This is a genomic window from Collinsella sp. AF29-7AC, assembly GCF_003475665.1.
GTDB lineage: Bacteria > Actinomycetota > Coriobacteriia > Coriobacteriales > Coriobacteriaceae > Collinsella.
This window is the reverse complement of sequence record NZ_QRQX01000005.1, coordinates 1-20,763: the sequence shown is the minus strand read 5'-3', so window position 1 is coordinate 20,763 and position 20,763 is coordinate 1. Positions and strand designations below refer to the sequence as shown.

Sequence of the window (20,763 nt, the reverse complement as noted above, 5' to 3'; positions counted from 1 at the left end):
CCTATTCCTCGCAGGGAAGGTCGCGCAGGGCCCGGCGCTCAAAAATACGGAAGATCTGCGTATACCACAGGTCCTGCGTCGCCTGCGGCTTTACCAGGATGGTATCGACGCCGGCTAAATTGCCACTCCACACGTCAGTGTAGAGCTGATCACCGATCAGTACCGCCTCGTCGGCCGTGGCGCCGAGGCGCTTAAGACCCGCCTTGAGGGCAAACGGCGCCGGCTTCATGGCGTGGCTAATGGCCTCGAGTCCCAGCTCGCGCGCAGAGCTCATGACCTGGTCGCGATGCCAGTTGTTGGACACCATGCACAGCTTAAAGCCTTTGGCGCGGGCGGCGTCAAGCCAAGCGGAAACCGCGGCGGGAACCTGCTCGGTGTCGCGCGGCACCAGGGTGTTATCGCGATCGAGCAGAATGGCGCGTTTGCCGTCGGCCCACAGGGTATCAAGGTCGATGCGATCGACCGAGGCAACGTATCGTTTGGGGCTAAAAATCCTCATGCTAATTCCAAGACTGTTGATGCTCTTCGTAGGTTTGCGAGAAGTACTCCTCGTCCTGTGTAATGTAGAAATACAGGTCATCGGAGTCGGTCGGCTCAAGGGTGGCCTTGAGCGCCTCGAGCGACGGAGAGCAGATGGGCGTGGGCGGCAGGCCCTCGTGCTTATAGGTGTTATACGGGCTATCGCTCTGCAGGTCGTCGGCGGTAACCTCGCCGCCGGTGACATACATCATGGTCGCATCGCTGTTGAGATAACGCAGACCGTCGAGCTTGCCGGCAAGGCGGTTGTAAAAAACCGAGGCCACGTGCGCACGTTGATCGGCGTTGAGGCCCTCGCGCTCAACAATAGAGGCCAAGTTAACGATGTCGTAGTCGGACATCTCCACACCGTAGCGTTCCATGATCTTCGCCTCGCAGCTGGCAAAGTCAAGCGACTTGTACTCGGTCTTAAACTGATCGAGCATGGCGCGAATCACATCATCGGCCGTCGGCGAATCGCCCAGCGAATAGGTCTTGGGGAACAAGAAGCCCTCGAGCGAATCATTGGCCGCGCCCCTAAGGAAGCTATAGTCGTCCACGTAGTTGGAGGCCTTGGCCTGGTTGAGGAAGTCTTCCTTAGAGATGCTATTGTAGGCCTGGGCCACACGGTCGGCGACTTGATCGACCGTCAAGCCCTCGGGAATCGTCAGCGCATTGGAGCCAGCGTTGGGGCCTTCCATGAGTTGCTGAACCACCTTAGTCGCGTCCATGAGCGTGGTGAACGAATAAGTACCAGGCTTGAGCGACATATCGGCGTTGAGCTTTTTCACCGCCGCATAGTAATCCTTGGGATTTTCGACGATATGGTTCTCAGAGAGAATCGAGGCGATCGTATCGCCCGAAGCACCGTCAGGAATGGTCACCTTAACCTGCTGACCAGCCGTGACATTCGAATCCTCACCGACAAAGAAGCCCTTGACGGCCGGCACGACAAAGAAAACGATCGCGACAAGCGCTAGCACGGCGACGACGACGCCGATAATCATAGGCACCGGGGAGCTTTTCTTTTGGGCACCGCGACGAGCATGCGTGTTGTAGCTCGATCGCGTGGCCGGAGCAACGCCGTGCGAACCGCGAGCGTGATGCGAATGCGATTGGGGGGCCTGTGCTCGCTGGGTAGGTGCCTGCTGCTTAAAGCGGGTACCGCCTGCAGGCTGGGCCGTACGAGCAGTGGGCTGTCGAACCGTCCGCTGAGCAGGTTGAGCCAAACGAGAGGAGGACTGCACCGGGCGCGCGGCAGGCTGAGCTGCGCGCTGCGTCGGCTGTGCCGGACGCTGGCCAGGCTGGGCAGGGCGCGGCGCAGGCTGCCGTGTACGATTCTGCTGGCGCGGATCGGAAGCGCTAGGCATGCGAAACCTCCTCGTTTTTACGATCGAGCCATGTCTGCAAGAACAGGCTGGCGGCGATCATGTCAATCTTGCCCCTCATCTGCTTTTCGTTGAGTCCCTGCTCGCGCAGGATTCGCTTGGCCTCCTGCGAGGACAGACGCTCGTCCTCAAACTCCAGCGGAAGTTCGAGCTCGTCGGCAATCTTTTGGGCCACTGCGGCGACGCGCTCGGCCTGGGGGCCGGGCTCACCTGCCATGGTCAAGGGACGTCCACTTACCAGGATATCGGGCTCATAGTCCTCGACCAGGTAGCGAAACGTCTTTGCCATACCAGTGACCTCGGCAGCCGAAAGCACCTTGACAGGCATCGCCATCTTGCCATCACGGCTCGAGACGGCAATGCCAATCCTGGTCTCCCCTATGTCCAGTGCGAGCGCGACCACAGCGACTACTTAGGTTCTTAGGCGCCGAGCGCGGTCTTGGCGGCCGCGAGGGCATCGGCGATACCGGCAGCATTCTTGCCACCGGCCTGGGCCATGTTGGGACGACCGCCACCGCGACCATCGACCAGGCCCGCGATCTGCTTGATCACGTTGCCGGCGTGGAAACCGGCCTTCACGGCGTCATCGGAGCCGGCGGCGAGCAGGGCCGGGGTGCCCTTCTCGGTAACGCTGGCAACGACGCAGGCGACGGGGCCGGCAACCTTCTGGTGCACGGTATCCCACACATTGCGCAGGTCAGCAGCCTCAAGACCCTGAAGCTCAGCGACGACGAGCTTGTAGCCGTTCAGCTCGACAGCGCCCTCGATGGCGCCAGAGATAGCATCGGAGGAGCCACCGGTGAGTGCCTTCTTGAGCTTGTTGGACGTCTCGCGCAGCTCGGCCTGCAGGTTCTCCACGCGGGCGGGAACCTCGTCAACGCGGCACTTGAGCGCAGCGGCAGCGGCGTCAACGAGCGCCAGGCGGTCGGCCATGTAGTCGAGAGCGCCCTTGGAGGTCACAGCCTCGATACGGCGGACGTTGGAGCCCGTGGAAGACTCGGAGATGATCTTGAACAGGCCGATCTCGGCAGTGTTGGCGGCATGCGTACCACCGCAGAGCTCACGGGAGAACGGCTGATCCTCGGCGCCCACGGAGACAACGCGGACGACGTCGCCGTACTTCTCGCCAAACAGGGCGACAGCACCGGCGGCCTTGGCCTCGTCGATGCCCATGACGCGGGTCACGACCGGCTTGGAAGCGAAGATCTGCTGGTTGACCAGGTCCTCGACAGCCTTGAGCTGCTCGGGGGACAGGGCCTCGAAGTGCGTGAAGTCAAAGCGCAGGTGCTCGGGCGTCACCAACGAGCCAGCCTGGGAGACATGCTCGCCTAGGACCTGCTTAAGCGCGGCGTCGAGCAGGTGCGTGGCGGTGTGGTTGCGACGCAGGAAGCCACGGCGCTCGGCGTCGAGCGCGGCGGTCACGGTAGCACCGACGGTCAGCGTGCCCTCGGCGACGTGGCCGACGTGGGCATACAGGCCGTTGTGGTTCTTGGTATCGGAAATGGTCAGCGCAACGCCCTCGGCGGAAAGCTCGCCGGCGTCGCCCTGCTGGCCGCCCATCTCGGCGTAGAACGGGGTACGGTCGAGCACGACCTCGACGTCCTCGCCCGCAGCGGCGGAATCGACGGACTCGCCGTTGCGCACGATGGCGACAACCTTGGCGCCATCGATGACGTCGTTGTCATAGCCGTCGAACTCGGTCGCGCCAACCTTGTCGGAAAGCTCGACCCACACGTCGTTGAAGCTGCCCCAGGCATCGCCCTTGGCGTTGGCGCGGGCACGGGCCTTCTGGTCCTCCATGCAAGCGGTAAAGCCATCCATGTCGACGTCGTGACCGGCGGTGCCGGCGATCTCGACAGTCAGGTCAATGGGGAAACCAAAGGTGTCGTGAAGCTTAAAGGCAACATCGCCCGGAAGGACAGCGCCGTCGGCGAGCGCGGCCAGGGCCTCGTCCAGGTAAACGCGGCCGTTGTCGAGCGTCGTTGAGAAACGCTCCTCCTCGGAGGCGACGATGCCCTTAACGAGCGCGACGTTCTTGAGCAGCTCGGGATAAGCCTCGCCCATCTGAGCGTTGACCTCGTCGATAAACTTGGTCAGGAAGGCGCCCTCAATGCCCAGCAGACGACCGTGGAACACGGCACGACGGAGCAGGCGGCGCAGGACGTACTCGCGGCCCTCGTTACCGGGCAGGATGCCGTCCGAGATCATAAAGTCGACGGCACGGGAGTGGTCGGCGATGATGCGCAGGGAGCGGCTGGCGCCGGAGTAATCGTCGGCGTCATAGGTCTTGCCGCTGATCTCCTCGCCGAGTTTGATGAGGTGCTGCATCAGATCGCCGTCGTAGTTAGCGGTCTTGTGCTGCATGATGGCGGCCATGCGCTCCAGACCCATGCCCGTATCGAGGTTGCGGTGCGGCAGCTCCGGCATGGAGCCGTCCTCCTGGCGGTCGTACTGGGTAAACACGAGGTTCCAGAACTCAAGGAAGCGGTCGCAGTCGCAGCCAGGCTTGCAATCGGGGCTGCCGCAACCGACCTCTTCGCCCATGTCAAAGTAGATCTCGGAGCACGGACCGCAGGGGCCGGTGGGGCCAGCGGCCCAGAAGTTGTCGTCCTCGCCCAGGCGGGAGATGTGATCCTCGGCAACGCCCAGAGAGCGCCACACGTCGTGGGTCTCGTCGTCCTCGGTAAAGACGGTAAAGTACAGGCGGTCGAGCGGAAGCTTGAACTCCTTGGTGATGAGCTCAAAGGCCCAAGCGCAAGCCTGCTGCTTGGAGACGCCGCCAAAGGAGAAGTCGCCGAGCATCTCAAAGAAGGACAGGTGACGGCCGTCTTCGCCGATGCAGTCGATGTCGTTGGTGCGGACACACTTCTGGCAGGAGATCGCGCCGATCTCCTTCATGGTCTTCTTGCCCTGGTAGTACTCCTTAAACTGGTTCATGCCGGCGTTGGCAAGCAGCAGCGAAGGATCGTCGGGGACGAGGGACGAAGAAGGATAGAGCTTAAGACCGCGCTCCTCAAAGAAGTTGAGGAACTTAGAGCGAATCTCGGCCGTAGTCATTGACGGGTAATCAGCACTCATAGAGGGAATCTCCTCGGTTTCACATCGAAACAGTTCAAACGTAACGATATTACCATCCCACCGCGCCTGTGCAAAAAAGAGGGCCGCCAAACAGCGACCCTCCAGCGAAAGTGCACGTTATTTAGGTCTGTCAAATACTTTGAAAAAAATGATTTTGGTAAAATTTCATATAAGAATCGTCCGGAAGGAGCGATCGATGAATAGCAAACGGTTTGTCGTGAATGCACTAACCTCAGTAGCCCTTTTAGCAATCTTCGCTTACTCGAGCTGGTATGTGAACCAGCCGAGATTTGGCTACGCATTGTACGCAGTAACATCTGGCGATAAAGCGTATTACACCCTAAGCGCAATTGACACCATCTTTTTCTATGTGGCTGGCCCCTTATCAATCGCTTTGATCGCGTTTATTGTTATTTACAACATCAAGAAACGCTAACAGGGCCTATTTGGAATCCGAATCGTCCATGGAGCCGTCGATGCCGGTTTTGGTGTCGTCGTCAGAGCTTGTGTCGTCGTCCTTGGCAAAGGGGTTCTTAAAGAAACCCGTCGCGTCGGGCTGCAGGCCTGAGAGCTTAATCCAGGGATTATCGAGCTCGGGCTTGGGCATGGCCTTGGCCTCGGGCGCGGTCTCGTTGCCGATGAGCTCGGACTCATAGATGAACGTATCGTCTCCGAGCGCGTCGTAGGCGGCGACCGGGTTACCCTCGGTATCGCGATACGGAGTGCCCTTAAACACGGCGCCGTCGTATGCCACGAGCTGACGGCCGGTCTCGTTCTCAAAGTAGTAGACGAAGATGCCCTTGAGGGCCGCGCACAGCGGAATGGCGATAACCATGCCGATGGGGCCCATGAGTGCCGAACCGATAACGAGGGCCGTCAGGCTCATAACGGGATGAACCTGCACCGAGCTCTGCATGACCTTAGGCGAAATGACATTATCGGTGACGTTTTGAGCCACCATGGTCACGACAAGCGTCCATAACGCCAGCATAGGGCTGAACATAAAACCGAGCACCGTGGCGATCGCCGCGCTCACCCAGGGACCGACAACCGGAACCAAGTGCATAATGCCGGTAAAGATGGCCATGAGCGCTGCGTATGGATGGCCAATGAGCGTAAAGCCGATAAAAGCCAAAAAGCCACCGCAGATGGAAGTCACGACCATGCCGCGCATATAGCCGCCGACCGAACGTGAAAGGATGGCAACCATAAAGCGGTACGAGGTCTCTTTTTCCTGTCCGATGATGGTGCAGACCTCGTGGTGCATACGGGGATAGTCGCAGGCCAACCAATAGGCAAGCACCAAGCCCAGGAAGATGACGAACAGCTGCGAGGCCGTATTGGTAATGAGCGGGAATACACCGCGACCGAGCTCGGCAGCGATTTGCGAGACGTACTTGGACGCTACGGTAACCAGCGAAGAAAGATTGTCGTCCAGATACTCCTTGAGCGGCGTGTTGTTGAGCGTCTTGGCGTGCGAGAGCATCTCGTTGAGATCGCCACCCGCAACACGAAGCTGCTCGGGCAGGCGGCTCAGGACTTCCATGATTTGACCGAGCAAAATAGGCGATAGGATGCAGACGACGCCGACGAGCACGGCAACAACCACAATGAGTGCGATGAGCGAACCGAGGCCACGTCCGACGCCGTGATGCTCGAGCCAGTTGGTGATCGGAGACATCACAAAAGCGATGATGGAACCGACAGCGAGAAACTCGATGACCGGTGCCAGCATGCCCATAAGGTTAAAGATGACGGCAGCGATGACAATGCAGCCGACGACGCCCCAAATGCGCAGCGTCAGAATGCGGGTATCGCGAAGCGTGCGGTCGATTTGTTGGGGGTGCTCACTCATGAACGAACCATCACTCCGTCGGGGTCGATCTTATCTTGAATCTTCTTAAGGGTACGGCGCAGCAGGCGCGAGACCTGCACCTGCGAGATGCCAAGCTTCTTGGCAATCTCGATCTGGGTCATGCCCTTAACGAAGCGCAGCTCGATAACCTCGCGCTCGCGCGGCGAGAAATCGCGGATGGCTTCCTCGATTACCAGGCGGTCATCGGTAAAGTCGAGCTCGTTGTCGTCGTCGGCATAGCGATCGAGAATCGAAGGCGCATCATCGGAATCGGACGCACCGGGGGCCTCGATGGGCACCGAGGTGTAGGCCGAGGACGATTCCATGGCTTCGAGCACCTCGTCGACGGTCACGCCAAGGTAATCGGCGATTTCCCCAACCTTGGGCGAGCGCTGAAGCTCGTTGGTAAGCTTATCGGTGGCCTGGTTAACCTTGGCAGAGAGCTCCTGCAGACGACGCGGCACGCGCACACTCCAGCCCTTGTCGCGGAAGTGGCGCTTAATCTCGCCCAAGATGGTGGGCGTGGCAAACGTCGTGAACTCGAGTCCGCGCTCGGGATCAAAGCGATCGATAGCCTTGAGCAAGCCCAAGTACCCGACCTGCAAAAGGTCATCGAGCGGCTCGCCGCGGTTCTTGAATTTGTTGGCAAGAAACCTTACCAGGTTCATATGGGACATGACGAGTTGCTCGCGAGCATCCGGATCACCGGTCTCCTTATAACGACGAAACAGCTCGCGGGTTTTCTCCTTGTCCCAAGCGGTCTTGCCGCTCCGGGAGCGTTCGGTCATATTAGATATCCGCCTTGAGGTCGAGGGAAAGCGTTAGGGGCGCTGTAGTCTTTTCGTAGGAGTCGCACACACTCGCCAAAATGAGCTCGGCATACACGGCAGCCTGGTCATCCTCATCGACAGTCGCCTGGTCGCCAAAAGTAAAGGTCATGCCCACATGCGATTCGTCGACATCGAATTTGATCGAGATATCGTCGGAATCAACAGCCGTGCAGCCAAAGATGAAGGCTTCTTCGGCAGCCATACGAATGTCCTCGATGCGATCGACGGACATAGAGCACAGGGCGCCGACGTTGGCGGCCGTCATGCGCACCAAGCGCGCGAGACGCGGATCACCGGCAACGCTCAGCGTAATGGGGCAGGTTGCTTCGCTACTCATCGCAGGACTCCTCGGAGGTCTCGGCAGGCGTATAGGTGTAATACTGAGCAGGCTTAGCAGCGGGCTTCTGAACATCATCGTCGTCAGCAGCGGCATCGTCGTCGCCAATCAGAACGCGCTCAGTGGGCTGCTCGGCCTCGGCGGCGGCAGCGGCGAGCTTGCGATCGGCGTCGGCTGCAGGAGCCTTCACCTTATTGAAGAGCTTCTGCACGGCGCCAGCAGCAGAATCAGTTACGCTCGATACGGCATTGCTGGCCTCAGCCACGCTGCCCGTGACCTCGGAGATGTCGCGAACGACCGCCTCAACCTCAACGAGGTTAGACGTCAGAGCATCAACGGCAGTCTTGCTCGACTTGAGGAGCGGCTCAACCTGTGCCAGCGCGGGGGTGAGCTCATCGACAGCGCCATCGAGCTTTGCCACCACGGGCTGTGCCTCGGCAAGCGTATTGTTAAGGTCGCTCACGGTCTTATCGAGCGAGTCAACGACGGTGCGGGTCTTGCGCAGCGTGAGCGCGAGCTCGACAACAGCCCACACGCCGGCAACGGCGAGCACCAGCAGGGCGATTTGAATGGGACTCATACAAGCCTCCCGAAGGAATCGAAATACAGACGTTTTTCATGGTACCCCAAAGAAGGGCAAAGATACCCAAAGGGAATGTGCGAGGCGCCAATGGCCTACTTGGGAGCGTTGCCGCTACGGTCGCGCTCGCTTTGCTCCACACGCCACTCTTCCCAACCGCGGCCGGCAGGCTGCCAGAACGCGCCGCGCTCCAACCCCTCGGGCAAATAGCGCTGATCGACCCAGCCTTCGGGATAATCGTGCGGGTACTTGTATACACCATACTCGTCGCTGCCGGGACGGTGACGATCGCGCAGGTAGCTGGGCACCTCGCGAAGACCACTGCTGTGGATATCGGCCAGCGCCGCATCGATCGAGGCCTCGCACGCGTTGGACTTAGGCGCCAGACACACATAGAGCGCAGCCTGAGCCAGGTTGATGCGACACTCGGGATAGCCAATGACCTCGGCAGATTTAAATGCGGCATGCGCCACCAAAAGCGCCTGCGGGTCGGCGTTGCCAACATCCTCGGAAGCCTGAATCATAATGCGGCGAGCGATAAACTTGGGATCCTCCCCTGCATCGATCATGCGCGCGAGCCAATAGATCGTGGCATCGGGGTCGCTGCCGCGCATAGATTTAATAAACGCACTGATAATGTCGTAGTGCATGTCACCGTTTTTGTCATACGAAAACCCACGACGTGGATTGGCGATCTTCACGTCATCCACGGTAATGGGATAGCGTTCCCCGGCCGCCGGCGCTGGCGTTCCCTCAATATCGGGACGCGTAACGGCAATCTCACTCGCAAGCTCGAGCGTCGTGAGCGCCGAGCGCGCATCACCCGCGGCCAGCGTGCAAATGGTCTTGACTGTATCCTCATCGGCCGAGAACTTACCGTTTAAACCCTGCGGCGCCTCGAGCGCACGCTCAATGAGCATGGCGATATCCTCGTCCTTCAGGTGCTCAAGCTCTACCACACGCCCACGCGAGAGCAATGCCGAGTTGACCTCAAAGTACGGGTTTTCCGTCGTGGCGCCAATCATAATGACGGTGCGGTTCTCAACCGCATGCAGTAAGGCATCCTGCTGCGACTTAGAGAAGCGATGGATCTCATCGATAAACAGAATGGTGCGGCGGTCGTAGGTGTTCAGACGGGTCTTAGCCTCATCGATTACGCGGCGCAGGTCCTTCACAGTGCCCGTCACGGCGCTGACCTCGACAAACTCGCTCTTGGTATGGTTGGCGATAATGTGGGCCAGCGTCGTCTTGCCCGTGCCAGCCGGGCCGTACAGAATCACGCTCGACAGCACGTCATGCTCAATCGCGGCGCGCAGCCACGAGCCCTTACCGACGGCCTTTTGCTGGCCCACATACTCGTCGAGCGAATCGGGGCGCATACGCACCGCAAGCGGCGCATTTTTAAAGGAGCGCTCGCGCGTCGAAGCAGAAAAAAGGTCGTCCATAGCCATCCCGTGCATTAATCAAAATCGTTGTTAACCAACAGTATACCGAAAGGATACGAACTACCGTTCGTTAATATAGGTGCGGTGCGGAAACTTTAGACCTGGGAACAATTTGCTCGTCAGCTCGCAGAAATAACCATCCGTCATGCTTGCGATGTAATCGACGACGGCCTGATCCTTGTCGTCCTGCCAGGCATAGGTGCGATCGTAGTAGGAAAGCTGCTGCTCAATGCGCGAAACATGATGCTTAAAGATGTAAGAGAACTCGTCGCCTTTATTTAGATCCTGCAGGCAACGGTCGTAGAGCTTTTCGAAGGCCTCACGCAACTCTGCCTCGGAATCACCTTCGATACCGCCCTTGCTATAGATCTTCTCGTAGTTCTCGCGCTTCGCCCGGCGGATCTCCTCAAACAGGTCCTCGCTCATCTCGATACGCGGTTTGCCATAGCTATGCTCAACGATATCGATGGAAGCGTGCGTGAGAATCCAGCTGTTATAGGCGCCGCCCCGACCATCGTCAAAAGCGTCGGGCGACAGCAGGCCCGCCGCAATGGCGTCCTGACGATCACGACCGACGTAGGCGAGGATATCCGAGATACGCACCACACAGCCCTCGAGGGTCATGGGGCGCAGGTGCTCGATCGCGCCATAGCCCGTGGCAATGCAGTCCTCGACGGTACGGTCGAACTGGTCAAACGACGCCATGTCCGAGAGTTCAAAGACACGCTGCTCGTACTCGCCGTTATGGCACAGCACGCCGTCGAGCGTCTGGAGCGACACGTTGCGGCCGTACAGCGCGTCGAGCACGCGGACGGACTGCACGTTATGGAAAAAATAACGACCCGTACGCTCGTGATAGATATCGTTGAGGAAACGCTCGCCGGCATGGCCAAAGGGCGTGTGGCCCAAATCGTGGCCCAGGCCAATCGCCTCGATCAAATCGCAGTTGAGGCCCAGGGCACGGCCGATATCGCGGGCAATGCGCGAGACAAGCTGCACATGAAGGCCGCGCCGCGACAGGTCGTCGTTGCTGCGAAAGCTAAAGACCTGCGTTTTGCCTGCATAACGCGTGTACGCAGGAAGATGAAGAATCTTTTCGGTATCGCGCATAAACGCCGGACGCATAAGCGTGCCTTTGTCGGCAGCGCGATCTATACGACGAATGACCTGGTCGTCGCAGCATCGATAAGGATTAACGACACCCGAGGCGCGGTCGGCGGCGATACGCTCGACCAGCTCGGGCGACAACGCCGCGGGAATGCGGTCCATGCGCGCCTTAATGACGGCCGTTTCTTGATTAGTTGCCATGGCATGCTCCTTAAAAAGGATGCGCAATCGGTTACAATGTCCAGCCCACGACCTCGATTATGGCAAATATCGGCACCAAAAACGGGAGCAATGGCAGGGAGCGCGATTTTGTGAAGAGGCAGGAGAGGGCCAGGACAAGGAGCGCGACGGCAAATGCCACGATGCCGCCCAGAGGGTCGAGCGTGCAAAGCGCGAAAAGCGCCTTGGCATCCCCCATGCCGATGCCGGGGGCCTGGCGGAAACGCCGCCAAAGCGACTCGGTCAGCACAAGGGAAAGGTACACGATAACGGCAGGACCGGCGTGGTCAAGCGCCGTGTTCAAGCCCCTGTCCAGCCAAACGCCTGCAAACGCCGCCACGGCGCATGCGGCGGCAAGCGCGTTGGGAAACCGCCGTTCACGGACATCAATCACCGCACCGGCAAAGGCGCAGATCCAAAAGGGAATATAGACCATTGAACACCTCCCGGGGCAGTCTCTCAAAAGCAAAAACCACCATAGAGGTGCCTGTCCCCTTCGTAGTGGTTTTGGTGGTGGTTATTTAGCGCCCTGCATGACCTCGTCGAGGGTAACGCTGACGGCATGCTGCGTCGGGACCCAGTCGACCTTTAGGAACAGTGCAGCCACCGTGATGGGGATATAGCTGAACATAAAGATCGGGAAGGTAAACAGGTTGGTCACCAGGCGCCACTTTTGCGCACAATGAATGTGCTTGTACTCGAAGATGGTCGTAAGTAGAGCCAGGATAAAGAAGGTCTGATACATCATCGCGAAGGTCATAATGAGCGAGGCGGCACAAGCCTGCATCTCGACCTCGGTGGCCATGAAGCCATGCGAAAGTCCGCCAACGATGAGGAAGGTCGCGTTGGCGAGCATGGAGATCAGGGACAGCAGCATACCCGGAGCAATCGTCATAAACATGTCGTAGGCGGCAAAGCGGTGATAACGGAAGGTCGACTTGACCAGATGCTTACCGTAGGTAAAGAACACCTGGTAGAAGCCCTTGGTCCAGCGCATACGCTGCTTCCAGGACGCCTTAAACGTCACGGGTTGCTCGTCAAAAAACTCCGCCGGCGCATAGCCAATGCGAATGCCGTGAATGGCGCAGAACGTGGTGAACTGAATATCCTCGGTCAGCGTGTGGAACTGCCAGCCGTGCATACCCTCAATAACGCTAGCCGAGATAAGGTAGCCCGAACCCGATACGGCGCAGGACGTCTTGCAGATGTTGCGCGCGTTGTTGAGGAAACGCGCCTCGCGCAGATACCAAGTGGCATTCGCTGCCGAGATCCACGAGCTTCCGAAGTTCTTGGAGTTACGATAGCTCGTGACCACATGGAAGCCCTGGTCAAAGGCATCATTCATCTTGGACACATAATCGCGGGCGATAACATTATCGGCATCGAAGATAAAGTAACCTTCAAAGGTGTCGGGATACTCGTTAAGGATACGGTCGAAACCAAAGTCCATGACCCAACTCTTGCCTTTACGGGCCAGGTCATTGCGCTCGTACACAATGGCGCCCGCCTCGCGCGCGAGCTGCGCCGTGTTGTCGGTGCAAGCATCGGCGACGACAAAGACCTCGATAAGCTCTGAAGGATAATCCTGGTCCTTGATGGAGCGAACGAGGTTGGCAATCACGGCCTCCTCGTTATGCGCCGCGATAAAGAAAGCATAGCGGTGCAGCTTTTTGGCCTTGGGAGGCGCGACCTCGCCGCGGAGAGCACCGATGACAAAGAAGACCACCTGGTACAGAAAGCAGACCGTGAGCAGCGTGACGACAATCTGGTTGAAGATCACGATGGGTGTGTTGGTTTGTAAAAAGGCGAGCATGCAGGCTCCCAGGAACGTGTTACGTAAACAACCGTATATCTTACCGCAGGCTTACCGAGTTCAAGAAACCACCTAATACTGGCTAGGCTTCGAGCAGGCCGAGCTGCGGTACGATTTCGTCGCCGGCAGCAGTGCGACCAAGCGAACGCGGGGCTAAGTCGTCGAGGACGGCGGCGAGATCCCACGGCAGCTCGTCGCGGCACTCAATGCGCTCTCCCGTCACGGGATGATCGAACGCCACGCGCCAGGAATGGAGGAATTGCCTGGTCAGACCCTGATCGGCACGCGCATCGCACTTACCGTAGAGCGGATCGCCCACGCAGGCGTGGTTGATATGGCGCATGTGCACGCGAATCTGATGCGTGCGACCGGTAAACAGGTGACACTCAACGAGTGTGTAGCCGTCATCAAAGCGCGTGGAATCAAAGCGCTCAAGGACCTTAAAGGTCGTGATGGCCTGGCGCGCAAAAGGATCATCGGAAACCGCCATCTTGACACGGTCACGTGTAGAACGGGCAATGCCGGTGTTAACGGTGCCCTCATCCATGGCGATATGACCGTGAACGAGCGTAATGTAGCGGCGGTCGAGCGTGCGCGTACGGATAAGATTTTGGAGCGCGCGCTGGGTGTCGTCGTCCTTTGCCGCAAGCATAAGACCCGAGGTATCGCGATCCAAACGATGTACGATACCGGGGCGGTCCTCGCCCTGCACGGTGCCCAGATGGTCGATACCGCAGTGATAGACCAGCGCATTCGCGAGCGTACCGCTCTCATGACCATGCGCAGGATGGCACACCAGGCCGCGCTGCTTGGAGAGCACGATGAGGTAGTCGTCCTCATAGCGAATGTCGAGCGGGATGGCCTCGGGAATCACGTCGGTGGGATCGTGCGGCTCGGGCAAATCAACCGAAATACGGTCACCGGCTCGCACGGCGTACTTTTTGGACAGGCAGGTCTCGCCATTGACTACTACGGCCCCGCCCTCAATCAGATGCGCACAGGCAGAGCGCGTGGGGCAGCCGTCGTTGGCGCCCAGATAGGCGTCGAGACGCTGGCCAGCGGCATCGTCGGCAACAAGGATATGGATGTCGGCCATTAACGCTCATTCCTTTCGCGAATCTTGCGGGCACGCTCCCCACGTTGTTTAGCCTTGCGCTTGGCGCGGGCCTCGTCACGGGCGTTAAGCTCGGCGGTCGCATCGACCTCACGGGCCGCGGGGCTCAAGAACATGTAACCGAAGAGGGCGAGCACGACGCCCACGGTAATGCCGATATCGGCCACATTGAAGACGGGGAAGTCGATGAAGGTGGTGGCAATAAAATCGGTCACGAAACCAAAGGCCAAACGATCGATAGCATTGCCGATAGCACCGCCCGCAACCATCGCCATGCCCACAACCTCAAGATGGGCGAGCTGAGGTGCACGAACGAGGTACACAGCAATAGCGATAATGACCGCCAACGCCAGCACGGCGAACGCAACGCCATGGCCCTCGCCCATGCTAAAGGCAGCTCCGATATTGCGGACAAACAGAAAGTCAATCACACCGGGGATAACGGTCACATGCAGAGCATCGCCCACGGCACGAACCGCAAGCTTGGTCAGCTGGTCAACAAACAGCACGGCCAACGCCACGCAACCAGCAACACCCAACCGCCAACGCAAAGTCGGCGTCATATCCCCAGCACGACCCAAATCAATCCCCTACCCTCAAGAACATCGAATTCCGTTTAACGCAATTAACCATCTTATATTGCCACACGCAGAGCGCACGACATATTCGCTAACGCCAGATAAATAACCAGCATAAAAAGAAAGCGGCATTCCGAAAAACAGAATGCCGCTTTTATTCAGCGGAGCAAATGGGCCGAAGGCGTCCAAATTCTCCCTATAACTAAAATGCCGAGTTACCGTGCCTTAAAGGGCATTCGCGCAGCGCTTGCAGATATGCGCGTGGCCGTTGTACTCGCCGACGGTGGTGCGGTAGTTCCAGCAACGGTCGCAGCACTCGCCTTCGGCAGCCTCGATGGCAACGGAAAGCTCCTCGCCCTGGGTCAGCTCAACATCGGAGACGATGTAGAACTCGGCCAGGTCGACAGCCTTATCACCGGTCAGCAGCGCATACATCTCGGCGGGAACGACCGCCTTGACGCGGACCTGCTGGCTCTTGGTGAAGGTACCGGCAGAGCGGGCATCCTCAAGGGCCTTGGTCACGGCGCTACGGAGCTCGAGCGAAGCCTCGAGCACGCCCTCGAACTCGTTAGCCTCGTCGACCGTGATGGGCGACTTGTACCAATCGAGCAGCGCGGCGTACTTCTGGTGGTCGACGCAGCCAGCAGGCGCATAGGCCATGGCCTCATCGACGGTGTAGGACAGGATCGGCTGCAGATCGCGCATGAGCATCGAGAAGAGCTCGGCGAGCACGGTCTGGGCGCTGCGGCGCTCGAGCGAGCCGGGCTTTTCACAGTACAGACGGTCCTTCAGGGCGTCGAGGTACACGTTGGAAAGCTCGGTAACAACAAAGTCGTAGAGCGCACGGTAGGCGCGCGGGAACTCGTAGCTAGCGAAGGCGTCGTCGACCTCGGCCTGGACCTGGGTCAGACGGGCGACCATGAGCTTGTCGAGCGGCAGCAGATCGGCAAAGGCGACGCCGTCAGTCTCGGGCTCAAACTGGCCCTCGAGCTCGGAGAGCAGGAAGCGCAGCGTGTTGCGGAAACGACGGTAGGCATCGGACGTACGAGCAAGAATCTCGTGGTCGATGGACACGTCGGAGCTGGTATCGACGGAAGCAACCCACAGGCGGATGATATCGGCGCCCATCTCGTCACAGACCTTGTTGGGGTCGATAACGTTGCCGAGCGACTTGGACATCTTACGGCCCTGGCCGTCGAGGGTGAAGCCCTGCGAGACGACCGCCTTGTACGGAGCATGGCCGTTGGCACCCACCGAGGTGAGCAGCGAGCTCTGGAACCAACCGCGGTGCTGGTCGGAGCCCTCGAGGTACACATCCGCCGGATACTCCAGCTCGGGACGGTACTCGCAGACGGCCTTCCAGGAGACGCCGGAATCCCACCACACGTCGAGGATGTCCTTATCGGCCTTGAGGTGATGGCCACCGCACTTGGGGCAGACGCAGGCCTCGCCCAGGTAGCTCTCGGGAGCATCGGTGAACCAGGCATCGGAGCCCTTCTCGTGGAAGAGCTTGATGACGGCGTCGAGCGTGGCGTCGTTCATGACCTTCTCGCCGCAGTCGGCGCACGTGTAGCTCGGGATGGGCACGCCCCAGTTGCGCTGACGGCTGATGCACCAGTCGGGACGCTGCTCGACCATGGCGCCGATGCGGTTTGCCGCATGGGCCGGATACCACTTGACGTTCTTGCGGACCTCCTTGCCAGCCTGCTCGCGCAAACCGGTCTTGTCCATCGAGACAAACCACTGGTCGGTGGCACGGAAGAGCACCGGGTGCTTGCAGCGCCAGCAGTGCGGATAGCTGTGCGTGATCTTCTTCTCGAGGACCAGGGTGCCGCGCTCGCGCAGGAACTCGATGATGTGCGGGTTGGCCTCGTCGGTATCCATACCGCTGAAGGGGCCACCGGTGCCAAACTCCTCACCGGTGTAGAACTTGCCGTCGTCGTCGACCGGCATGCAGATGTCGGTGATGCCCTCCTTGAGGCAGGCAAAGTAGTCGTCGACGCCGTGGCCGGGCGAGTTGTGGACGATACCGGTACCGTCATCGACACCGACGTAATCGGCCAGCAGCGCCACGCCCTCAACACCGTCAAAGATAGGCTGCTTGTAGTGGATGTGGTGGAAGGTCTCGGCGGGAACCACATAGGGCTTGCCGTCGACCATAACCGGGGTGTACTCCCAGCCAAACTCCTCGCAGCACTTGGGAGCTAAGTCCTCGAGCATGACCTCGGCACGGCCATCGTGCTCAACGGCGACATAGGCGGCACCGGGCTTGAGGGAAACGGCCTGGTCGGAGGGGATGGTCCAAGGGGTGGTCGTCCAGATGATAAAGTCGACCGGGCCGTCGAAGTTCTCGAGGCCGGCGGGCTTGGAAGTCATCTCAAAGCGAACGAAGATGGAGGGGCTCGTCTCGTCGGAGTACTCAATCTCGGCCTCGGCCAGTGCGGTGTGGCAGTGCTTGCACCAGTGAACCGGCTTGTGGCCGCGATAGATCATGCCCTTATCGAACATGGCCTTGAAGACCTCGATATCGGCAGCATCATGCTGGTGATAGAGCGTCAGATAGGGGTTGTCCCAGTCGCCGAGCACGCCCAGACGACGGAAGCCGGCCTTCTGCAGCTCGATGTTCTCGACAGCGAACTCATTGCAAAGCTCGCGGATCTTAGCCGTGGAGGTCTGGTTGAACTTCTCGGTGCCGAGCTTCTCCTCAACCTTATGCTCGATCGGCTGGCCATGGCAGTCCCAACCGGGGACGTAGGGAACCTCATAGCCCTGCATCATCCAGTAGCGGTTGATCATGTCCTTGGAGATCTTGTTCATGGCGTGGCCGATGTGGATCGGACCGTTGGCGTACGGAGGGCCGTCGTGCAGCACGAATTTCTTGTGACCCTCGTTCTTCTTCAGAACCTGCTCGTAGACCTTATTGTCCTGCCAGTCCTTGAGTCGCTTGGGCTCGGACTTGGAAAGACCGGCACGCATGGGAAAACCGGTTTTGGGCAGATTCATCGTCTGCTTGTACTCGTTTGCCACGGTACCCCTTTCATGTCGTGGGCGCGCACGCCCGTTGGGCACCAAAAAGCGCCCGTCCCTACAAGCTGGGACGAAGCGCCGCAAAACGAGCTGTACGCCCGCAAAAGCTCTTCGCTTAACCACCCAGCTTAGATGCCCTCGCCCGCGAATTTGCGCGCTCGCATCCGTTACTCGGCCGGCCTGTATCGACGACCATCTCGGCGATGTCTACTAAGACGTGCCTGCGCGGCACGTCCGTTGGGACCGCAGCTCCGGGGTGATTTTCATCGGTCGCATGCACGGGCTCTCAGCGCTCCCCGCTCTCTGTGGCATGCGGATGGCCGACTACTCGTCCCCATCAACGCTTATGCGGAGTATGCTAGCACGTTCCGCGCCGGCGAAAAACCCTCAACACTGGTTTTATACGTTCGAAATTTCTCGCGGCCGTAAACCTTCTCTTGGAGCAAAATACCAGAAAGCACTTTATCGTACGAAAGAAGGTTGCTATGCGCACGATTGGGATGAGCGATTATACCGTTGGCGAGGACTGCTTTGCCGAGTTGCCCGCCGCGCTGGCCGAATACGGAGCGACCAAGGTTGCGATTATCGGTGGCAAGCGAGCGCTAGCTGCGGCGCTTCCCGGCATCGAAGCTGCGCTAGCAGACACCGACGTCGAGATTCTGGAGACGCGCGTCTATGGTACCAACAGCACGCGCGCCAATATCGCCAAGGTCGTGAACTCCCCTGCCTGCCAGGAAGCTGATGTGCTCATTGCCTGCGGCGGCGGCAAGGCGCTCGACACTGTGAAGACCGCAGCCATCGAACTCAAGAAGATCGTCTTTACGGTACCAACGATCTGCTCCAACTGCTCGGCCGCGACCGCCATTGCCGTTGTCTACAACGACGACGGCTCGCTCGAGGGCTATTCGTATCCCAACCGCCCGGCGCACATCTTCATCAACCCCAAGATCATCGCCAAGGCACCGGCGGAGTACTTCTGGGCCGGCGTGGGCGATGCCCTGTCTAAGCAGCCCGAAGTCGAGTACGCCACGAGCGCCGGCAACTTGGAGCACACGGCCGGCCTTGGCCTGGCACTTGCGCACACCTGCTCCGAGCCGCTGTTTACCTATGGCGTGCAGGGTCTTGAGGACGTTCGCCAGAACCTGTCGAGCGAGGCCGTCAAGCAGATCGCACTCGACATCGTGGTCAACACGGGCTATGTCTCGAACCTGACCAACCAAAAGGATTACTACTACAACTCGAGCGTGGCGCATGCGTTCTACAACGCCACCTGCAGCATTCCGCGCGAGGGCTCTTACCTGCACGGCGAGGTCGTGAGCCTGGGCGTGCTCGTGCTGTTTGCCTATACGGGCGATACCGAGAATCTTGGGCGCTACGCAGCCTTTAACAAGCAAATGGGCCTGCCCGTGACGCTTGAGCAAGTCGGCCTTTCCGAGGCCGATATCCCAGCCCTGTGCGAACACGCGCACGCCACCAACGAGTGGAAGCAGGGCAACCCTGAGCCCTTCACCGACGAAAAGTTCGCCGCCGCCATCAAGGTCGCCAACGCCTACGGCCACACGCTCTAGGACTGGCCCAAAACCACCACAAAGGGGACAGTGAACTGCGCCCCGAAAATTGGACTGAATAAATAGCGACTACGCCGCAAGGGCCCGGCTCCGGAACTCCTTCGGCGTCAGGCCCTTCAATCTTACCTGCCTGCGCCGCGTGTTCCAATGGACTATGTACCCCTCCAGGTCGCGCTTGAAGTCCTCGAAGCTGCCCCACTCCCTGCCGCGGTAGAACTCGTCCTTCACGTGGCCGAAGAGCTGCTCGGTGGCGGCGTTGTCGATGCAGTTCCCCTTGCGCGACATGCTCTGGGTGATGCCCGCCCCCTCCAGCCTGGAGGTGTAGGACTCGTGCTGGTACTGCCAGCCCATGTCCGAGTGCATGGTCGGTGCCGCCCCGTCGGGCAGGGCCTCGAGGAGCCGGTCGAGCATCCTGTGCTGCTGGGCGAGGTCCGGCGAGGTCGATATGTCGCTCGCCACAATCTCCTTCGTGCAGAAGTCGAGCACCGGGGCCCAGTAGGCCTTGGCGCCGGCGACCTTGAACTCGGTGACGTCGGTGCCGAGCTTCTGCCACGGCCCCTCGGCGCCGAAGTCCCTCGCGATGACGTTCTCGAACGTGCTCCCCACGGGCCCCCTGTAGGAGCTGTACCGGCTGCGGGAGCCCCGGCGGCGTATCCCGCACCGGATGCCCATCTCGCGCATCATCTTGAGCACGGTCTTGTCGGCCACGACCGCGCCCAGCTCGGCGCGCAGGCACATGGCTATCTGCCGGTGCCCGCAGCCGTTGGCGGTGCGTGAGAATATCTCGGCCGCGGCGTCGCGCAGCTCGGGCCTGGTCGGCCTCCGCGGGTGCGCCAGCGCGTAGTAGTAGGTCGACCTCCTGAGCCCCGAGCACTCCAGCAGGTGGCGCAGGGAGTGCCCCTCCGCCCTCAGCGCCCTCACCGCCTCGGCCGCCGCCCTGGTCAGAACCCGTCCCGCTCGACCAGGGCGCGCAATTTTTTTAGGTAGGCGACCTCGGCCTCGAGCCTGCGGCAGCGCTCCTCGAGCTCCTGCTCGCGGGTGCGGGCCCGGGGTTTCGACCTCGACCCCCTCGGCCTGCCCTTCGGGCCGGGCCGCAGCGCCTCGGCGCCGCCCTCGCGGTAGAGCCTGCACCAGCGCTCCAGCGGGGACTTCGACCTGATCCCGAACTCGGCCATGGCGTCGGCCTTCGCCATCCCGTCGTCGACCACGGCCGACGCCGCGGCGACCCTCTGCTCGAATGTGTAACTGGATTGTTTCCCGCCCATTGTTAGCGTCAATCTATTTTTCACCAGTTTCGCTAAACAGGCG

General features: G+C 59.9%; 19 protein-coding genes. 2 read left to right on the top strand and 17 right to left on the bottom strand.

The annotated features are described in order from the left end of the window. Position 1: 1 nt before the first annotated feature. Genes DWZ15_RS03035 through alaS form a run of 4 tightly spaced genes read right to left on the bottom strand, consistent with a single transcriptional unit; the run spans position 2 to position 4,982 of the window. Positions 2–499 (bottom strand): YqeG family HAD IIIA-type phosphatase, encoded by a 498-nt coding sequence (locus DWZ15_RS03035; RefSeq protein WP_118065361.1) that lies wholly within the window; start codon positions 497–499, stop codon positions 2–4. 1 nt (position 500) lies between these two features. Then, complete coding sequence (gene mltG, locus DWZ15_RS03030; RefSeq protein ID WP_233544617.1) at positions 501–1,886, bottom strand: endolytic transglycosylase MltG; 1,386 nt, start codon at positions 1,884–1,886, stop codon at positions 501–503. Further along, positions 1,879–2,307: a Holliday junction resolvase RuvX gene (gene ruvX / locus DWZ15_RS03025; RefSeq protein WP_118449295.1), complete on the bottom strand. Its 429-nt coding sequence runs from the start codon at positions 2,305–2,307 to the stop codon at positions 1,879–1,881. The genes mltG and ruvX overlap by 8 nt, the downstream gene beginning before the upstream one ends. A 17-nt stretch (positions 2,308–2,324) precedes the next feature. Further along, the gene (alaS, locus tag DWZ15_RS03020) at positions 2,325–4,982 is read right to left on the bottom strand and encodes an alanine--tRNA ligase (protein ID WP_118449454.1); all 2,658 of its coding nucleotides are present in this window, start codon (positions 4,980–4,982) and stop codon (positions 2,325–2,327) included. Between the two features lie 196 nt (positions 4,983–5,178). Between alaS and DWZ15_RS03015 the strand changes: the two genes are divergently transcribed. Beyond that, the gene (locus DWZ15_RS03015) at positions 5,179–5,418 is read left to right on the top strand and encodes a hypothetical protein (RefSeq protein WP_117564125.1); all 240 of its coding nucleotides are present in this window, start codon (positions 5,179–5,181) and stop codon (positions 5,416–5,418) included. A 6-nt stretch (positions 5,419–5,424) separates the two neighbouring features. Here the strand turns inward: DWZ15_RS03015 and DWZ15_RS03010 are convergent, their stop codons facing one another. The 11 genes from DWZ15_RS03010 to ileS form a co-directional block, all read right to left on the bottom strand. Beyond that, entirely contained in the window at positions 5,425–6,837 is a 1,413-nt protein-coding gene (locus DWZ15_RS03010; protein ID WP_118449293.1) for an AI-2E family transporter, read from the bottom strand. Further along, positions 6,834–7,625 carry an RNA polymerase sigma factor SigF gene (locus tag DWZ15_RS03005; RefSeq protein ID WP_118449291.1) on the bottom strand — a complete coding sequence of 264 codons (792 nt, stop codon included), beginning with the start codon at positions 7,623–7,625 and terminating at the stop codon, positions 6,834–6,836. The genes DWZ15_RS03010 and DWZ15_RS03005 overlap by 4 nt, the downstream gene beginning before the upstream one ends. 1 nt (position 7,626) lies before the next feature. Then, positions 7,627–8,004, bottom strand: a complete 378-nt coding sequence (locus DWZ15_RS03000) for an ATP-binding protein (protein WP_117736300.1) — start codon at positions 8,002–8,004, stop codon at positions 7,627–7,629. Next, positions 7,997–8,584 (bottom strand): hypothetical protein, encoded by a 588-nt coding sequence (locus DWZ15_RS02995; RefSeq protein ID WP_117776908.1) that lies wholly within the window; start codon positions 8,582–8,584, stop codon positions 7,997–7,999. The genes DWZ15_RS03000 and DWZ15_RS02995 overlap by 8 nt, the downstream gene beginning before the upstream one ends. A gap of 95 nt (positions 8,585–8,679) precedes the next feature. Beyond that, on the bottom strand, positions 8,680–10,029 hold the full coding sequence (locus DWZ15_RS02990) for a replication-associated recombination protein A (protein WP_199580019.1): 1,350 nt from the start codon (positions 10,027–10,029) through the stop codon (positions 8,680–8,682). Between the two features lie 60 nt (positions 10,030–10,089). Further along, positions 10,090–11,337, bottom strand: a complete 1,248-nt coding sequence (locus DWZ15_RS02985; RefSeq protein ID WP_117583442.1) for a deoxyguanosinetriphosphate triphosphohydrolase family protein — start codon at positions 11,335–11,337, stop codon at positions 10,090–10,092. Positions 11,338–11,368: 31 nt separating this feature from the next. Then, on the bottom strand, positions 11,369–11,791 hold the full coding sequence (locus tag DWZ15_RS02980) for a prepilin peptidase (RefSeq protein WP_089571722.1): 423 nt from the start codon (positions 11,789–11,791) through the stop codon (positions 11,369–11,371). 81 nt (positions 11,792–11,872) lie between these two features. Then, positions 11,873–13,168, bottom strand: coding sequence for a glycosyltransferase family 2 protein (locus tag DWZ15_RS02975; protein WP_118449287.1), 1,296 nt, complete (start codon positions 13,166–13,168; stop codon positions 11,873–11,875). An 82-nt stretch (positions 13,169–13,250) separates the two neighbouring features. Next, positions 13,251–14,264, bottom strand: coding sequence for an RluA family pseudouridine synthase (locus tag DWZ15_RS02970; RefSeq protein ID WP_117583439.1), 1,014 nt, complete (start codon positions 14,262–14,264; stop codon positions 13,251–13,253). Then, positions 14,264–14,863, bottom strand: coding sequence for a signal peptidase II (lspA, locus tag DWZ15_RS02965; RefSeq protein ID WP_233544616.1), 600 nt, complete (start codon positions 14,861–14,863; stop codon positions 14,264–14,266). Before lspA ends, DWZ15_RS02970 begins: the two co-directional genes overlap by 1 nt. Before the next feature lie 222 nt (positions 14,864–15,085). Next, on the bottom strand, positions 15,086–17,887 hold the full coding sequence (gene ileS / locus DWZ15_RS02960; protein WP_118449283.1) for an isoleucine--tRNA ligase: 2,802 nt from the start codon (positions 17,885–17,887) through the stop codon (positions 15,086–15,088). A gap of 485 nt (positions 17,888–18,372) precedes the next feature. Between ileS and DWZ15_RS02955 the strand changes: the two genes are divergently transcribed. Beyond that, complete coding sequence (locus DWZ15_RS02955) at positions 18,373–19,455, top strand: iron-containing alcohol dehydrogenase family protein (RefSeq protein ID WP_118449281.1); 1,083 nt, start codon at positions 18,373–18,375, stop codon at positions 19,453–19,455. 69 nt (positions 19,456–19,524) lie between these two features. Here DWZ15_RS02955 and DWZ15_RS02950 read toward each other — a convergent pair whose 3' ends face one another. Both DWZ15_RS02950 and DWZ15_RS02945 read right to left on the bottom strand, forming a co-directional pair. Beyond that, positions 19,525–20,376, bottom strand: a complete 852-nt coding sequence (locus DWZ15_RS02950) for an IS3 family transposase (protein ID WP_199580018.1) — start codon at positions 20,374–20,376, stop codon at positions 19,525–19,527. A 20-nt stretch (positions 20,377–20,396) separates the two neighbouring features. After that, a partial coding sequence (locus DWZ15_RS02945; RefSeq protein WP_118449279.1) for a helix-turn-helix domain-containing protein occupies positions 20,397–20,763 on the bottom strand: 367 nt, incomplete at its 5' end.

What these genes read in the sequence shown, in the direction of transcription:
- DWZ15_RS02975 (WP_118449287.1), bottom strand. Translation starts at nt 13,168, where the DNA reads ATGCTCGCCTTTTTACAAACCAACACACCCATCGTGATCTTCAACCAG.
- DWZ15_RS03035 (WP_118065361.1), bottom strand. Translation starts at nt 499, where the DNA reads ATGAGGATTTTTAGCCCCAAACGATACGTTGCCTCGGTCGATCGCATC.
- DWZ15_RS03010 (WP_118449293.1), bottom strand. Translation starts at nt 6,837, where the DNA reads ATGAGTGAGCACCCCCAACAAATCGACCGCACGCTTCGCGATACCCGC.
- DWZ15_RS03000 (WP_117736300.1), bottom strand. Translation starts at nt 8,004, where the DNA reads ATGAGTAGCGAAGCAACCTGCCCCATTACGCTGAGCGTTGCCGGTGAT.
- DWZ15_RS03015 (WP_117564125.1), top strand. Translation starts at nt 5,179, where the DNA reads ATGAATAGCAAACGGTTTGTCGTGAATGCACTAACCTCAGTAGCCCTT.
- DWZ15_RS02980 (WP_089571722.1), bottom strand. Translation starts at nt 11,791, where the DNA reads ATGGTCTATATTCCCTTTTGGATCTGCGCCTTTGCCGGTGCGGTGATT.
- DWZ15_RS03005 (WP_118449291.1), bottom strand. Translation starts at nt 7,625, where the DNA reads ATGACCGAACGCTCCCGGAGCGGCAAGACCGCTTGGGACAAGGAGAAA.
- alaS (WP_118449454.1), bottom strand. Translation starts at nt 4,982, where the DNA reads ATGAGTGCTGATTACCCGTCAATGACTACGGCCGAGATTCGCTCTAAG.
- DWZ15_RS02995 (WP_117776908.1), bottom strand. Translation starts at nt 8,584, where the DNA reads ATGAGTCCCATTCAAATCGCCCTGCTGGTGCTCGCCGTTGCCGGCGTG.
- mltG (WP_233544617.1), bottom strand. Translation starts at nt 1,886, where the DNA reads ATGCCTAGCGCTTCCGATCCGCGCCAGCAGAATCGTACACGGCAGCCT.
- DWZ15_RS02970 (WP_117583439.1), bottom strand. Translation starts at nt 14,264, where the DNA reads ATGGCCGACATCCATATCCTTGTTGCCGACGATGCCGCTGGCCAGCGT.
- DWZ15_RS02985 (WP_117583442.1), bottom strand. Translation starts at nt 11,337, where the DNA reads ATGGCAACTAATCAAGAAACGGCCGTCATTAAGGCGCGCATGGACCGC.
- DWZ15_RS02955 (WP_118449281.1), top strand. Translation starts at nt 18,373, where the DNA reads ATGCGCACGATTGGGATGAGCGATTATACCGTTGGCGAGGACTGCTTT.
- DWZ15_RS02990 (WP_199580019.1), bottom strand. Translation starts at nt 10,029, where the DNA reads ATGGACGACCTTTTTTCTGCTTCGACGCGCGAGCGCTCCTTTAAAAAT.